Source organism: Streptomyces sp. NPDC107528, from assembly GCF_055639295.1.
This window is the reverse complement of the sequence record NZ_JBVKAV010000021.1, coordinates 56,040-70,895: the sequence shown is the minus strand read 5'-3', so window position 1 is coordinate 70,895 and position 14,856 is coordinate 56,040. Positions and strand designations below refer to the sequence as shown.

At 70.0% G+C, this 14,856-nt stretch carries 8 protein-coding genes; 3 read left to right on the top strand and 5 right to left on the bottom strand.

What is annotated here, in order from left to right:
- Positions 1-13: 13 nt before the first annotated feature.
- Entirely contained in the window at positions 14-679 is a 666-nt protein-coding gene (locus ACZ7L5_RS43425) for an HAD family hydrolase (RefSeq protein ID WP_471524434.1), read from the top strand.
- A gap of 123 nt (positions 680-802) precedes the next feature.
- Here ACZ7L5_RS43425 and ACZ7L5_RS43420 read toward each other — a convergent pair whose 3' ends face one another.
- Positions 803-1,369 carry a DJ-1/PfpI family protein gene (locus ACZ7L5_RS43420; protein WP_383239638.1) on the bottom strand — a complete coding sequence of 189 codons (567 nt, stop codon included), beginning with the start codon at positions 1,367-1,369 and terminating at the stop codon, positions 803-805.
- A 784-nt stretch (positions 1,370-2,153) separates the two neighbouring features.
- Between ACZ7L5_RS43420 and ACZ7L5_RS43415 the strand changes: the two genes are divergently transcribed.
- Together ACZ7L5_RS43415 and ACZ7L5_RS43410 are read left to right on the top strand one after the other, a co-directional pair.
- On the top strand, positions 2,154-7,088 hold the full coding sequence (locus ACZ7L5_RS43415; RefSeq protein WP_471524432.1) for an NAD-glutamate dehydrogenase: 4,935 nt from the start codon (positions 2,154-2,156) through the stop codon (positions 7,086-7,088).
- Positions 7,089-7,242: 154 nt separating this feature from the next.
- Complete coding sequence (locus ACZ7L5_RS43410; protein ID WP_471524467.1) at positions 7,243-8,766, top strand: hypothetical protein; 1,524 nt, start codon at positions 7,243-7,245, stop codon at positions 8,764-8,766.
- A gap of 61 nt (positions 8,767-8,827) precedes the next feature.
- Here the strand turns inward: ACZ7L5_RS43410 and ACZ7L5_RS43405 are convergent, their stop codons facing one another.
- The 4 genes from ACZ7L5_RS43405 to ACZ7L5_RS43390 all read right to left on the bottom strand — a co-directional run bounded on the left by ACZ7L5_RS43405 (position 8,828) and on the right by ACZ7L5_RS43390 (position 14,799).
- Positions 8,828-10,519 carry a glycosyltransferase family 2 protein gene (locus ACZ7L5_RS43405; protein ID WP_471524430.1) on the bottom strand — a complete coding sequence of 564 codons (1,692 nt, stop codon included), beginning with the start codon at positions 10,517-10,519 and terminating at the stop codon, positions 8,828-8,830.
- Complete coding sequence (locus ACZ7L5_RS43400) at positions 10,516-12,753, bottom strand: CDP-glycerol glycerophosphotransferase family protein (RefSeq protein ID WP_471524427.1); 2,238 nt, start codon at positions 12,751-12,753, stop codon at positions 10,516-10,518. Before ACZ7L5_RS43400 ends, ACZ7L5_RS43405 begins: the two co-directional genes overlap by 4 nt.
- A gap of 197 nt (positions 12,754-12,950) precedes the next feature.
- Positions 12,951-13,826: an ABC transporter ATP-binding protein gene (locus ACZ7L5_RS43395; RefSeq protein WP_471524465.1), complete on the bottom strand. Its 876-nt coding sequence runs from the start codon at positions 13,824-13,826 to the stop codon at positions 12,951-12,953.
- Positions 13,827-13,875: 49 nt separating this feature from the next.
- Positions 13,876-14,799, bottom strand: coding sequence for an ABC transporter permease (locus tag ACZ7L5_RS43390; protein WP_471524425.1), 924 nt, complete (start codon positions 14,797-14,799; stop codon positions 13,876-13,878).
- Between the last annotated feature and the right edge of the window lie 57 nt (positions 14,800-14,856).

Below are 14,856 nucleotides of genomic sequence, written 5' to 3'. Positions count from 1 at the left end.
TACGGTTTTCGGCATGGGGATGCAAGTAGGGGCGCACATCGTCTGGGACTGGAACGGGACGCTGTTCCACGACAACGACGCGATCATCGGGGCGACGAACGCGGCGTTCGCCGAGCTGGGGCTCGAGCCGATCACGATGGAGCAGTATCGGACGCTGTACTGCGTACCGGTGCCGAAGTTCTACGAGCGGCTGCTCGGTCGGCTGCCGACCGACGCCGAGTGGGAGGTCATGGACGAGACCTTCCACCGGTACTACACGGAGCACCGGGTGAGGTGCGGGCTCGCCACGGGCGCGGCGGAGCTGCTCGTGGAGTGGGGGTCGGCGGGGCGCAGCCAGTCGATCCTGAGCATGTACGTGCACGACGAACTCGTTCCGCTGGTGCGGGGGTTCGGGATCGAGCAGCACTTCATACGTGTCGACGGGCGGACCGGGCCGTCCGGGGGCAGCAAGGCCGAGCACATGGTGCGGCACATCAAGGCGCTGGCGAGCGTGGACCCTGCTCGCACGGTCGTGATCGGGGATGCCGCGGACGACGCGGTGGCGGCGCTGCATGTGGGGGCTCAGGCCGTGCTCTACACCGGGGGATCGCACAGCCGGGCGAGCCTGGAAGGGGTCGGGGTGCCGGTCGTGGACACGCTGGTGGAGGCCGTCGCGGAGGCGGAGCGGCTGGCCGCCTGAGCGTCGGCCGCCAACCGTCAGGGGCGCGGCGCCCCCGACGGAACGCCGCGTCCGTACACGCGCGTGTACGGACGCGCTGGGCCTGGGTGCGGGCTCGGGTCCGGGCTCGGGTCCGGGCCTCGGTCAGGTCACCGGTGCCTTCGCTCGCAGCACCGTCAGGAACTCGCGCATCCAGCTGGAGTGGTCCGGCCAGGCGCGGGAGGAGACCAGGGTGCCGTCGACCACGGCCTCCGCGTCCTGGAAGGTGGCGCCGGCCGCCTGCATGTCCAGTTCCAGGGCGGGGTACGCCGTGACGCGGCGGCCGTGGAGGCTGTCGATCGCCGCGGTGAGAAGGGGGCCGTGACAGATCTGGGCGACCGGCTTGTCGGCGTCGAAGAACGACTTGAGGATCTTGCGGAGCTCGGGGTCGTTGCGCAGGTACTCGGGGGCCCGGCCGCCGGGGATGACGACGGCGGCGTAGTCGCCGGGGTCGACCTCGGAGAAGGCGAGGTCGGCGGGCCAGGTGTAGCCGGGTTTCTCGGTGTAGGTGTCGAAGCCGGGTTCGAAGTCATGGACGACGAACTGGAGCTTCTTGCGGGTGGGGGCGGCGATGTGGACGTCGTAGCCCTCTTCGCGGAGGCGCTGGTAGGGGTAGAGGACCTCCAGTGACTCTGCGGCGTCGCCGGTGACGATGAGGATTTTCGCTGTCATGTCGGGTGCGCTCCTCTTTTTGGCCGGGGCCTGCGTCTCCGTCGGGCCTTGGGGGGCAACGTGCCTCGGGGTGGCGCGCTTGCCAAGGGGGCGTGCGCGGCCCGGCGGTGTGGGGTGCCGTTGCGGCCGGCCGGTCCGCCCGGCTGCGGGAGCGCCTGCACACCTGCACACCCGGTGGGCCGCGGACAGTCGAGCCGCGGGAGGCGCCCATGCCGGCGACTGTTTTCGGACACCGGTCGCCTCCGGATGGCCTGCTTCCGTCTCGAAACCGGCCCCGGTCGTCGTCACAGTCCCTCACCCCAGCCTCCCTCTGTGTACCGCGACCCGCCAGTTACGCCCTCCGCACCCCGTTTGCCCCTGTGCAGAACGTCAAAGTTCTACCCCTGGTTTTGTACACATACGGCTCATGACGGGCCCCCTGTAAGGAGCGATAGCCTTAGTGGCGTGATCAGCGCGATAGCTCGCGGGGGCAGTGTTGCCCCTGCCCTGCGCCCGGAGAGCACGGACTACATCCGTGACCGGGCGGCGGTCGCTGGTCTTCGCGGGCGGGAGGGGGGCGTAAGGGCTCCCGGGACGTCATGCACACCCCGGGCCCGGACGTCGCAGAGAGCAGCGTCACACCCCTTGGGCAGCTCAAGATTGGCTCATATACCCCCGCTCATCTCACCTCGCGGCATAGCGTCGAAGCAGACCGGACACCCCGCGTCGCGGCGTTGCACCGGAGGGCAAGAGACCGTACTTCCTTCTACGTCACGCAACGGCGCGCGACAGGAGCCAGAGGACAATGCAGACCAAGCTGGACGAAGCCAAGGCCGAGCTGCTCGAGAGGGCCGCTCGGGTAGCTGAGAACAGCCCGGTCGGGGGGTACCTACCGACTGGGACGACGGACGAGAGCAGCCCCGGCACCCCGGACCACGACACCGTGCTCACGTTCCTCCAGCGCTACTACCTGCACACCGCCCCGGAGGACCTCACCGACCGCGACCCGGTCGACATCTTCGGAGCCGCTTTCTCGCACTACCGGCTGGCCGAGAACCGCCCCCAGGGCACGGCCAACGTGCGGGTTCACACGCCCACCGTGGAAGAGAACGGGTGGACCTGCAGCCACTCCGTCGTCGAAGTCGTCACCGATGACATGCCCTTCCTGGTCGATTCGGTGACCAACGAGCTGACTCGGCAGGGCCGGGGGATCCATGTGGTCATCCACCCCCAGGTCTTCGTCCGCCGGGACGTCGCCGGCAAGCTGATCGAGGTGCTCTCCACGCCGCCCGCGGGCGACGTGCCGCACGACACCCACACCGAGTCCTGGATCCACGTCGAGATCGACCGCGAGACCGACCGCGGCGACCTCAAGCAGATCACCGCAGACCTGCTGCGCGTCCTGTCCGATGTCCGTGAGGCCGTCGAGGACTGGAGCAAGATGCGGGACCTGGCTCTGCGCATGGCCGACGAGCTGCCGCAGGAGCCTCACTCCGATCTGCGTGATCAGGAATTCGAGGAGGCCCGCGAGCTGCTGCGCTGGCTGGCCGACGACCACTTCACCTTCCTCGGCTACCGCGAGTACGAGCTGCGCGAGGACGACTCGCTGGCCGCCGTGCCGGGCACCGGCCTCGGCATCCTGCGCGCCGACCCGCAGCACTCCGAGACCGACAGCCACCCCGTCAGCCCCTCCTTCGAGCGGCTGCCCGCCGACGCCCGCGCCAAGGCCCGCGAGCACAAGCTCCTCATCCTGACCAAGGCCAACAGCCGGGCGACCGTGCACCGGCCGTCGTACCTCGACTACGTCGGCGTGAAGAAGTTCGACGAGAACGGCGAGGTCGTCGGTGAGCGCCGCTTCCTGGGCCTGTTCTCCTCCGCCGCCTACACCGAGTCCGTCCGCCGCGTGCCCGTCGTCCGGCGCAAGGTCGACGACGTGCTGCGGGTCGCCGGGTTCTCGCCCAACAGCCACGACGGGCGCGACCTGCTGCAGATCCTGGAGACGTACCCGCGCGACGAGCTCTTCCAGACCCCGGTCCCCGAGCTGCAGCGCATCGCCACCTCCGTGCTCTACCTGCAGGAACGCCGCCGGCTGCGGCTGTACCTGCGGCAGGACGAGTACGGCCGCTACTACTCGGCCCTCGTCTACCTCCCGCGCGACCGCTACACCACCGGCGTACGCCTGCGGATCATCGACATCCTGAAGGAGGAGCTCGGCGGCACCAGCGTCGACTTCACCGCCTGGAACACCGAGTCGATCCTCTCCCGCCTGCACTTCGTCGTCCGGGTCCCGCAGGGCACCGAGCTGCCGGAGCTCAGCGACAGCGACAAGGAGCGCATCGAAGCGCGTCTCGTCGAGGCCGCGCGCTCCTGGGCCGACGGCTTCGCCGACGCGCTGAACGCCGAACTCGGCGAGGAGCGCGCCGCCGAGCTGGCCCGCCGCTACGGCAATGCCTTCCCCGAGGGCTACAAGGCCGACCACTCCCCGCGCTCGGCGGTCTCCGACCTGGTCCACATCGAGCAGCTCACCGAGGACAACAACTTCTCGCTGAGCCTGTACGAGCCGGTCGGCGCCGCCCCGGAGGAGCGCCGGTTCAAGATCTACCGCAAGGGTGCGGCCGTCTCCCTGTCGGCCGTCCTGCCCGTCCTCAGCCGCCTCGGCGTCGAGGTCGTGGACGAGCGGCCGTACGAACTGCGCTGCTCCGACCGCAGTGTCGCCTGGATCTACGACTTCGGTCTGCGCATGGCCCCGTCCGCGGGCGGCGGTGACTACCTCGGCGACGACGCGCGCGAACGGTTCTCCGAGGCCTTCGCCGCCACCTGGACCGGCCAGGCGGAGAACGACGGCTTCAACGCCCTGGTGCTGGGTGCCGGGCTGACCTGGCGTCAGGCGATGGTGCTGCGGGCGTACGCCAAGTACCTGCGGCAGGCGGGCTCCACCTTCTCGCAGGACTACATGGAGGACACCCTCCGCAACAACGTCCACACCACCCGGCTGCTCGTCTCCCTGTTCGAGGCGCGGATGTCGCCGGACCGCCAGCGCGCGGGCCGCGAGATCGTGGACGCGCTCCTCGAAGAGGTCGACGCGGCGCTCGACCAGGTGGCGAGCCTCGACGAGGACCGGATCCTGCGGTCCTTCCTCACCGTCATCAAGGCCACGCTGCGCACCAACTTCTTCCAGGAGGCGGCGGGCGGCAAGCGGCACGACTACGTCTCCATGAAGTTCGACCCGCAGGCCATCCCCGACCTGCCGGCGCCGCGGCCGGCGTACGAGATCTGGGTCTACTCGCCGCGTGTCGAGGGCGTGCACCTGCGCTTCGGCAAGGTCGCGCGCGGTGGCCTGCGCTGGTCCGACCGGCGTGAGGACTTCCGCACCGAGATCCTCGGTCTGGTCAAGGCGCAGATGGTGAAGAACACCGTCATCGTGCCCGTCGGCGCCAAGGGCGGCTTCGTCGCGAAGCAGCTGCCCGATCCGAGCGTGGACCGGGACGCGTGGCTGGCCGAGGGCATCGCCAGCTACAAGATGTTCATCTCGGCCCTGCTCGACATCACGGACAACATGGTGGCCGGCGAGGTCGTGCCCCCGGCCGACGTGGTCCGGCACGACGAGGACGACACCTACCTCGTCGTCGCGGCCGACAAGGGCACGGCGACGTTCTCGGACATCGCCAACGGGGTCGCGGAGTCGTACAACTTCTGGCTCGGTGACGCCTTCGCCTCCGGCGGTTCGGCCGGCTACGACCACAAGGGCATGGGCATCACCGCCCGCGGCGCCTGGGAGTCCGTCAAGCGGCACTTCCGCGAGCTGGGCGTGGACACGCAGACCGAGGACTTCACGGTCGTCGGCATCGGCGACATGTCCGGTGACGTGTTCGGCAACGGCATGCTGCTCAGCGAGCACATCCGCCTGGTCGCCGCCTTCGACCACCGGCACATCTTCATCGACCCGAACCCGGACGCGGCCACCTCCTACGCCGAGCGCCGCCGCGTCTTCGAGCTGCCGCGCTCCAGCTGGGAGGACTACAACACCGAGCTGCTCTCGGCCGGCGGCGGCATCTTCCCCCGCAGCGCCAAGGCGATCCCGGTCAACGCGCAGATCCGCGAAGCCCTCGGCATCGAGGGCAAGGTCTCCAAGATGACCCCGGCCGAGCTGATGAAGGCCATCCTCCAGTCGCCGGTGGACCTGCTGTGGAACGGCGGCATCGGTACGTACGTCAAGGCCTCGACCGAGTCCCACGCGGACGTCGGCGACAAGGCCAACGACGCCATCCGCGTCGACGGTGCCGACCTGCGCGTCAAGGTCGTCGGCGAGGGCGGCAACCTCGGCCTGACGCAGCTCGGCAGGATCGAGTTCGCGCGGCAGGGCGGCCGGATCAACACCGACGCCATCGACAACAGCGCGGGCGTGGACACCTCCGACCACGAGGTGAACATCAAGATCCTGCTCAACAGCCTGGTCAGCGACGGCGACATGACCGTCAAGCAGCGCAACAAGCTGCTCGCCGAGATGACCGACGAGGTCGGCCGCCTGGTCCTGCGCAACAACTACGCGCAGAACACGGCGATCGCCAACGCCCTCGCGCAGTCCAGTGCCATGCTCCACGCCCAGCAGCGCTTCATGAAGCACCTGGTCCGGGAGGGGCACCTGGACCGGGCGCTGGAGTTCCTGCCGACCGACCGCCAGATCCGCGAACGCCTCGGCAGCGGCCACGGCCTGACCGGTCCCGAGACGGCCGTCCTGATGGCGTACACGAAGATCACGGTCGCCGAGGAACTGCTGCACACCACGCTGCCGGACGACCCGTACCTGAGCACCCTGCTGCACGCGTACTTCCCGAAGGAACTGCGCGAACAGTTCCCGGCCCACCTCGTCAGCCACCCGCTGCGCCGTGAGATCACCACGACCGTGCTGGTCAATGACACGGTCAACACGGGCGGTACGACGTATCTGCACCGGCTGCGCGAGGAGACCGGGGCCTCCCTGGAGGAGATCGTCCGGGCGCAGACGGTGGCTCGCGCGATCTTCCGCTCGGGGGTCGTGTGGGACGCGGTCGAGGCGCTCGACAACAAGGTCGAGGCCGCCGTCCAGACCCGGATCCGGCTGCACTCGCGCCGCCTCGTCGAGCGCGGGACGCGCTGGCTGCTCAACAACCGGCCGCAGCCGCTGGAGCTCGCCGACACGATCGACTTCTTCAGTGACCGTGTCGAGCAGGTGTGGTCGCAGCTGCCGAAGCTGCTCAAGGGCGCGGACCTGGAGTGGTACCAGCAGATCTACGACGAGCTGACCGCTGTCGGCGTCCCCGCCGAACTGGCCACCCGGGTGTCCGGGTTCTCCTCGGCCTTCCCGACGCTGGACATCGTCTTGGTGGCCGACCGCCTCGGCAAGGACCCGATGGACGTCGCCGAGGTGTACTACGACCTCGCCGACCGGCTCCGGATCACCCAGCTCATGGACCGCATCATCGAGCTGCCCCGCGCGGACCGCTGGCAGTCCATGGCCCGCGCCTCCATCCGCGAGGACCTCTACGCCGCCCACGCGGCCCTGACCTCGGACATCCTCGCGGCCGGCAACGGCAGCGCGACGCCCGAGCAGCGCTTCAAGTCGTGGGAGCAGAAGAACTCGGCGATTCTGGGGCGGGCGCGTACGACACTGGAGGAGATCCAGGGGTCGGAGGCGTTCGATCTGGCCAACCTGTCGGTGGCCATGCGGACGATGAGGACGTTGCTGCGGCAGCACTCGTAGCCGTGCGGCAGCGTTGAGCCGTACGTAGGTCGTACGTCGGCCGTGCGTCGGCCGTGCGTGGGTCGTATGCCGGCCAGGGCGCCTCGGACTGTGACAGTCCGGGGCGCTCACGCATTTGGGGCAAAACGGGAATTACAGTGCTCGGGTGAGCACGATGCGGGGCGCGCTGCGGAGACCTTCGGTCGTTGCGCAGATCGGCGCCGGGCTGGTGGTCGTGCTGCTCCTGCTGGTTGTCGTCCGGCTGCCGTGGGCCGGGGACCTCGGTATGCACGCGGCGACCGTGCAACGTCTGGGGCACGACCTGGTCGACCCCGGCAATCCCCTTGTCGACGCGGACACGCCGAGTCCGTACTACTCGCCCTGGATGCTGGTGCTCGGGTGTGTCGCCCGGGTGACGGGGTTCTCGGTCTTCGTCGTGCTGCGGATCGGTGCGGTGGTCGCGCTCGGGTTGTTCGTCAGCGGGGTGTGGCGGTACGTGCGGACGCTGAGCGCGCATCCGGCAGCGCCCGCGCTGTCCTTGCTGTGCCTGGTGTTCCTGTGGGGGACGTCGCTGTTCACCTGGAGCGGGTTTCTCGGGCTGAACTCGCTGGCGTTGACGGTGTCGTATCCGAGTGTGTTCGCGTTGGGGCTGGCGTTTCACTTCTGGGCCTGGCTGGCGGGGGCGGTGCGGGCGGGCTCGGTGTGGGCGGGCTCGGCGCGGGGGTGGGGGGTGTGGGTCGGGCTTGGTGTGTTGTGGGCGGTGATTCTGCTGTGCCATCAGTTCTCGGGGGTGGTGGCATCTCTGGGGGCGTTGGCCACGGTGGTCGCTGCGCGGGTGGGGGGTGCGGTGTGGTGGCGGCTGGGGGTGGGGGTGCTGGTGGGGGTGGGGGTTCTGTGGGTGTGGCCGTACTACGACTTCTTCGCGTTGGTCGGGGCGGGGGGTGATCTGGAGGCGGTGCATCGGGGGTTGTACCGGGATCTGGTGGGGCGGTACTGGCTGGTGTTGGTGGGGGTGGTGGCGCTGGGGGTGCGGTGGCGGCGGGATCGGTGGGATCCGTTGGTGCTGTTCTTCGTGCTGGGGGTGGTGGTCGTGGGGGTGGGCGGAGTGAGCGGGCACTACTCGTGGGGGCGGGCGGTGCCGGCTGTGGTGATTCCTGCGCAGATTGCTGCGGGGGTGGGGGTGGTGGAGGGCTGGGGGCGGCTGGGGCGGCCGGCGTGGAGAGGGTTGCGTGGGGTGTGGGTGGGGGTGGTTTGTGGGGCGTTGGTCGTGGGGGGCTGGACTCAGGTCGGGACCGTCGGGTACGTCGTTCCGCGGGGTGTGTTGCCGGGGGCGGTTGCGGCGAAGTACCGGGTGCCTTGGGTGGGGTATCACTGGGTCACGCCGTGGGTTGCGTACGGGGACGTTGTGATGGCGCGGACTTTTGCGGCTCGGCAGATCCCGGCGTACGGGGCGTACACCGTGGCGCCCGGGTACCCCGACTTCTTTCTGCCGGATGAGGGGCGGCGGGAGGAGGCTGTGCGGCGGTACTTCGCGGTGGGGGCGTCGGAGGGGGTTCGGCGGGGGATTGTGCGGACGTATGGGGTGCGGTGGGTTGTGGATCGGGCGGATGGGGATGGGGATGGGCGGGGGTTGGGCTCCGGGGTGCGAGTGGTGGCTCGGGGGCCGGGTGGGCAGGTGTTGTATGAGGTGGTGCGGTGACCTCAAACGCCGGACGGGCTGGAAGGCCTGGACCGGCGCCCGTAACTGACCCAAGGTCGCCCTACCGCAACGCGCTCCTCAGCAACCGCGCTGCCCTTCTCACCCTCGGTCGGGCCGCGCGGCGGGTCAGGGGGTGGAGGAGTTTGGCCGTTGCGCCCACCGGCTGCCAGCGGATCTGGAGCCGGCCGGCGCCTCGGCCCTCTGGCTCGATGGTTACTTGGTGTGGTGCCGTGCCTGTGCGGTACGGGATGCGGGTGGTCAGGGTGGGGAAGTCCAGGGGGGCCAGGAGTACGGCGGAGTGGGCCTGGCCCTGGTGTTCGATGCGGAGCAAGGGGTGGCGGACGCCGGCGAAGCCGTGGCGGGGGACCGGGGCCGTGGCGAGGTCCAGGTGGACGTGGCCCTCGTAGATGCCGGGGCGGACCGGCGTGAGGCGGAAGGGGACCTTGAGACGGTGTCGGCCGGGGGCGAGGAGGAGGCCGGCGCGGTGGGGGCCCACCGGGAGGCGTAGGCCGGGGTCGTAGGTGCGGATCGTGAGGTCGATCGAGGCGCCGGGGCCGCGGGTGAGCTCGGTGATCTCGTGGCGGAACTGGGCGCTTCCGAAGGGGCGCGTGTCCAGTTCGAGGTCGGTGACGTCGAGTTCGCGGCGGGACCAGTCGGTCGCGGGGATGGTCTCGCCCCAGTACGTGCGGCCCTGTGCGTCCGGTGTCACCTGTCTTGGGGCCACGCCCTGGCCCAAGCCCCGCGCTGCCAGGCTCGCTTCTTCGAAGCGGCGTTCGCGGACCAGTTGCAGGACCACGCGTTCCGTACGGGGCAGGCGGGCGTAGGCGGTGGGGGACAGGGTCTCCAGGTAGGGGGTCATGATGTCCGCGAAGGAGGTCAGCCACTGCTCGTCGCGGTACGGCAGGTCCCCGGCGTACATGCGGAAGTCGTGCTTGAGGAACTTGAAGTCCTTGTCGTCGCGCAGCCCCGTGTGCCCGCTCTCGGCGAGGAAGTCGTCGATGAGGCGCTGGACGCGGACGCGGTCGCGGACGTTGTCGAGCCGGTCGCGCTGGTTGGAGATCGATGCCGCGTCGGTGGCCGCGTAGGGCGCGATGTGCCAGCGGTACACCTGCTCCGGGACGATCGTGAACTCCTTGGCCAGGCAGTACGCCTGCGCCGAGAACAGCTGGTCCTCGTAGTGGATGCCCTCGGGGAAGCGGAGGTCGTGGCGGTCCAGGAAGGCCCGGGCGTACATCTTGCTCGTCGAGAGGTGCTCGAAGAGCAGCCGGGGTTCGGACTCGATGCCGATCACCGTGCGGCGCTCGGCGACCAGGTGCGGCATCCATTTCGTACGGCGGCCGTTGTCCTCGCGGATCCGCACGACCGCGCCCATCGCGAAGTCGATCTCCCGCTCACGGTGGGCGGCCAGGAGCAACTCCACCGCGTCGTCCGTCAGTTCGTCGTCGCTGTCCAGGAACATCACGTACGGCGCCCGCGCGATCTCCAGGGCACGGTTGCGCGGGGCGCTGCAGCCGCCGCTGTTCTCGGGCAGGCGGAGGTGGCGGACACGGGGGTCGCGGGCCGCCAAGCGCCTTGCCACCTGCGGGGTTTCGTCCGTCGAGTGGTCGTCGCTGATGATGATCTCGATGTTGGCGTGGGTCTGGCGGCGTACCGACTCCACGGCTCGCGGGAGGCGCTCGGCGTCGTTGAAGACGATGACCGTGACGGTGACATCAGGGAGTGCTGCGTCCGGGGGCGTGGCTTTCGGGGTCATACCGCCTCCCTCGGGCTCGGTGCGGGTGTGCGTTCCTCCAGGGGAGTCACCGGGGGCAGGGCGTCCTCGCTCTCACCCAGGAACACCCGGCGCACGACCCGTTCGGCGGCACGTCCGTCGTCGTACTCGCAGAAACGGTGGCGGAAAGCGGTCCGCGCCTTCGTCGCGCCCTCGTCGTGCCAGGCCGAGGTGGTGAGGATCTCGGCCAGTTCCTGCTGGGTGCGGGCCACTTGGCCGGGCGGCTCGGCCATCAGGTCGAAGTAGACGCCGCGGGTGGAGCGGTAGGTCTCCCAGTCGTCGGCGTAGACGACGATCGGGCGGTCGAGGTTGGCGTAGTCGAACATGATGGACGAGTAGTCCGTGACCAGTGCGTCCGCGGCCAGGGCCAGGTCCTCGACCGGATCGTAGGCGGAGACGTCGATGACCCGGCCCGTGCGGCGCAGGGCGGTCAGCGGGGAAGGGGTGCCGTCGTAGAAGTAGTGGCCGCGGACCAGCAGGACCGTGTCCTTGCCGAGTTGCTCGGCGAGGGTGGCGAGGTCCAGGCGGGGCGTCCAGCCGGCCTCGTAGTCGCGGTGGGTGGGGGCGTAGAGGATCGCGCGGTGGGCCGGGGGGATGCCCAGGCGGTCGCGGATCGTGCGGATGTCGGCCGCGGTGGCGGTGTAGTAGACGTCGTTGCGCGGATAGCCGTGGTCGAGGGAGACGAAGCGGGACGGGTACGCGCGCTCCCACATGCGGGTGGAGTGGCTGTTCGCCGAGACGCTGTAGTCCCACCGGTCGATACGGGACAGCAGGGCCTGGAAGTCCAGGCCTTTGGCCGCCGCCGGGAACTCCATCTGGTCCACGCCCATGCGCTTGAGCGGGGTGCCGTGGTGGGTCTGGAGGTGGATCGCGTCCGGGCGTTTCACGACCGCGTTGGGGAAGTTGACGTTGTTGACCAGGTACTTCGCCGTGGCCAGCACCTCGCGGTAGCGGCGGGTGCCGGGGAGTACGTGGTCGGTGTGGGGCGGGAGGAGGGGCGCGTTGTCGGGTGTCACCACCCACACCGGGTGGATCTGCGGGGCCAGTTCGGTGAGCTTGGCCGCGATCGCCGCCGGATTGCAGGCCACTCCGCGGTTCCAGTACGCCGCGAAGACGGCCAGGTTGGGGTTGACCGGGCGCGACAGCGACCTGCGGTAGTGGTGGTCGCCGAGGGCGGCGGAGACCTGGCGTGCGCCGGCTCCCAGGGCCGACTTCGCGGCGCGGCGGGTGCGGTTGGCGGCCTGGAAGGCGCGGTACCTGGTGTACGCGTTCTCCTCCAGGAGGGCTCGGCGGATGCTCTCGGGGCCGGCGGGGCGGCGGTACCCGGGCGGGCGTTGCCGGACGGCGGCTTCGGCGGCGCGGTGGAAGAACTCCCTGGCCACCGCGTCCGGCATGGGGGTGCGGGCGAAGGTGCGCAGACAGTCCCGGATCATCACGTCGTACAGGACGGCGTGGGTCGTGCGGCTTGTGTGGCCCGGGGCGACGGCGGGGACTGTGCGGCCCGCGGCGCCGGTCGCGAGGGTGAGGAGGGCTTCGTAGCGGTCGACGAGGGCGTGGTGCTGCTCGGGGGTGACCGGGGGGAGGCTCTCGGGGCGCAGCTCGTGGTGCTCGTACGCCACCTGGTTCAGGGCGGCCACGTGGTCGGCGAGGAGCAGGGTGGCGTAGGCGGCGTACGGCTCGTCCGGGGTGGTGAGGTGCGGCTCGTACGCGTGCCAGAACGGGGTGCGCAGCGCGCGGTTGCCCAGCAGCGGGGTGATGCGCAGCGCACTGCGGGCGATGTCGTCGAGGGGGTGCCCGGCGCGGCCCGCGCGGGCCAGGCGGGGGCCGTCCGAGGAGGGCAGGCCGGAGGTCTCCCAGGTGGAACGGACGTGGTCGAAGAGGAGGACGTCCACCTCGTCCGGCAACTGTGCGACGCGCTCGGCGACCGTGCGCGGGGCGCCGGCGGGCAGGCCGTCCTTGGCGTGCACGAAGTGCAGCCAGCGGCCGGAGGCCCGGGCCGCGCCGGCCGAGCGTGCCGCGGCGTCGTCCGTGCCGTCCGGCAGGGGCAGCACCAGCATCTCCGGCGCGTACGCCCGGGCCGTCTCCTGAGCCCACGGCCCGACCGCGGCCACGATCACCTCGACGCCGGGGTGCGGGTGCGCGGCCAGGGAGGCGAGGAGTCCGGTCAGACGGTCCTGGGTGTTCGGCCCGTGGACGATGACACTGAGCTCGGGCATCGCGGGGGCTCCTTCACCTCCCAGGACTTATCGGGCTAGGTCATAGTGACACTAATAGGGTGAAAGGGTGACCTCCGGTTGCGCCTGACGAGGGATGCCTCGCGAGGGGTGCTTCAGGAGAGGTGCCTCAGGAGAGGTGCCTCGGGAGGGGTGCCTCAGGACGGAAGCCTCAGGAGGGAAGCCTCAGGAGGGAAGCCCTACGAGAGCAGAGGGGCTGCCGCGGGTGCCGGCTTCGGCTGCGGCTTGGGCTTCGGGCCCGGCTTGGCCGACTTGTCCCCCGTGAAGGCCTCGTACTCCTTCAGCACGTCGTCCGTCGGCCCGTCCATCCGCAGCTCGCCGCGCTCCAGCCACAGCACGCGGTCGCAGGTGTCCCGGATCGACTTGTTGTTGTGGCTGACCAGGAACACCGTGCCCGCGTGCTTGCGCAGCTCGCGGATCCTGGCCTCGGAACGCTTCTGGAAGGAGCGGTCGCCCGTGGCGAGGGCCTCGTCGATCAGCAGCACGTCGTGGTCCTTGGCGGCGGCGATGGAGAAGCGCAGCCGGGCCGCCATGCCGGAGGAGTACGTGCGCATGGGGAGGGTGATGAAGTCGCCCTTCTCGTTGATGCCGGAGAAGTCGACGATCTCCTGATAGCGATCCTTGACCTGCTCGCGGGACATACCCATCGCGAGGCCGCCGAGGTGGACGTTGCGCTCGCCGGTGAGGTCGTTCATCAGGGCCGCGTTCACGCCGAGGAGGGAGGGCTGCCCGTCGGTGTAGATACGGCCGTTCTCGACCGGGAGGAGTCCGGCGACCGCCTTCAGCAGGGTCGACTTGCCGGAGCCGTTGGTGCCGATGAGCCCGATCGCCTCGCCCCGGTACGCCACGAAGGAGACCTTCTTGACGGCGTGCACCTTGCGCACGCCCGACGCCTTCTCGGTCTGCTTGCGGCGCAGGATGCGGTTGAGGGCGGCGGTGGCGGAGCCGCGGCCGGCGCCGGTGCCGTTGACGCGGTAGACGATGTCGACGCCGTCCGCGATGACGGTGGGGACCTGCTGGAGCTGCTGGGCCTGCTGGACCTGCTCTTGTGTGATCCGTTGTGCGGTCTGTGAGGTCTGTGCGATCTGTGCGTTCTGTGCGTTGTCAGCCACGGCCGTACGTCTCCTCAGCCTTCCAGAAGTAGATGAAGCCGCCGACGCCGGCGAGCAGCGCCCAGCCCGTCGCGATCGCCCACACGTGCGGCGGGAGTTGGCTCGCGTGGAAGCTGTCGATCAGCGCGAAGCGCATCAAGTCGATGTAGACGGCCGCGGGGTTGGCCTGCAGGGCCGCGGTCAGCCAGGACGGCCAGTCGGTGTGCTTGGCCATCATGTGGCTGATGCTGAACATCACGCCCGACGCGTACATCCACGTACGCAGCACGAACGGCATCAGCTGGGCGATGTCCGGTGTGCTCGCACCCATGCGGGCCATGATCATCGCGATGCCGGTGTTGAAGACGGACTGAAGCACCAGCGCCGGGACCACCAGGATCCACGAGACGCCGACCGGGATGCCGAAGAAGAGCAGGATCACGACCAGGGCCGCCATCGAGAACAGCAGCTGCTGGAGCTGCTGCAACGCGAAGGAGATCGGCAGCGCCGCCCGCGGGAAGTGCAGGGCCCGGACGAGGCCGAGGTTGCCGGATATCGCGCGGGTGCCCGCCATGATCGAGCTCTGCGTGAACGTCCACACGAACACCCCCGTCACCAGGAACGGGATGTAGTCCGGCACCCCCCGGCTCGTGCCCAGCAACTTGCCGAAGATGAGGTAGTACACCGCCGCGTTCAGCAACGGCGTCATCACCTGCCAGAGCTGGCCGAGCTTCGCCTGGCTGTACTGCGCCGTGAGCTTGGCCGTCGAGAAGGCGCCGATGAAGTGCCGGCGCGCCCACAGCCGGCGGACGTACGCGCGCAGGGAGGGGCGGGCCCCGCTGACCGAGAGGCCGTGCCGGGCGGCGAGGGCCGCGAGGTCGGCTTCGTAGGGCGGGGCGGGGGCCGTGGGGGGCGGCGTGTGGAGGGCCTGGGTCACATCCGCTGCTTTCGCTCAGGGGGAGGGGGTGGGGCGGGTTCTTACGCTTCTCTTCAC

What these genes read in the sequence shown, in the direction of transcription:
- ACZ7L5_RS43425 (WP_471524434.1), top strand. Translation starts at nt 14, where the DNA reads ATGGGGATGCAAGTAGGGGCGCACATCGTCTGGGACTGGAACGGGACG.
- ACZ7L5_RS43420 (WP_383239638.1), bottom strand. Translation starts at nt 1,369, where the DNA reads ATGACAGCGAAAATCCTCATCGTCACCGGCGACGCCGCAGAGTCACTG.
- ACZ7L5_RS43415 (WP_471524432.1), top strand. Translation starts at nt 2,154, where the DNA reads ATGCAGACCAAGCTGGACGAAGCCAAGGCCGAGCTGCTCGAGAGGGCC.
- ACZ7L5_RS43410 (WP_471524467.1), top strand. Translation starts at nt 7,243, where the DNA reads ATGCGGGGCGCGCTGCGGAGACCTTCGGTCGTTGCGCAGATCGGCGCC.
- ACZ7L5_RS43405 (WP_471524430.1), bottom strand. Translation starts at nt 10,519, where the DNA reads ATGACCCCGAAAGCCACGCCCCCGGACGCAGCACTCCCTGATGTCACC.
- ACZ7L5_RS43400 (WP_471524427.1), bottom strand. Translation starts at nt 12,753, where the DNA reads ATGCCCGAGCTCAGTGTCATCGTCCACGGGCCGAACACCCAGGACCGT.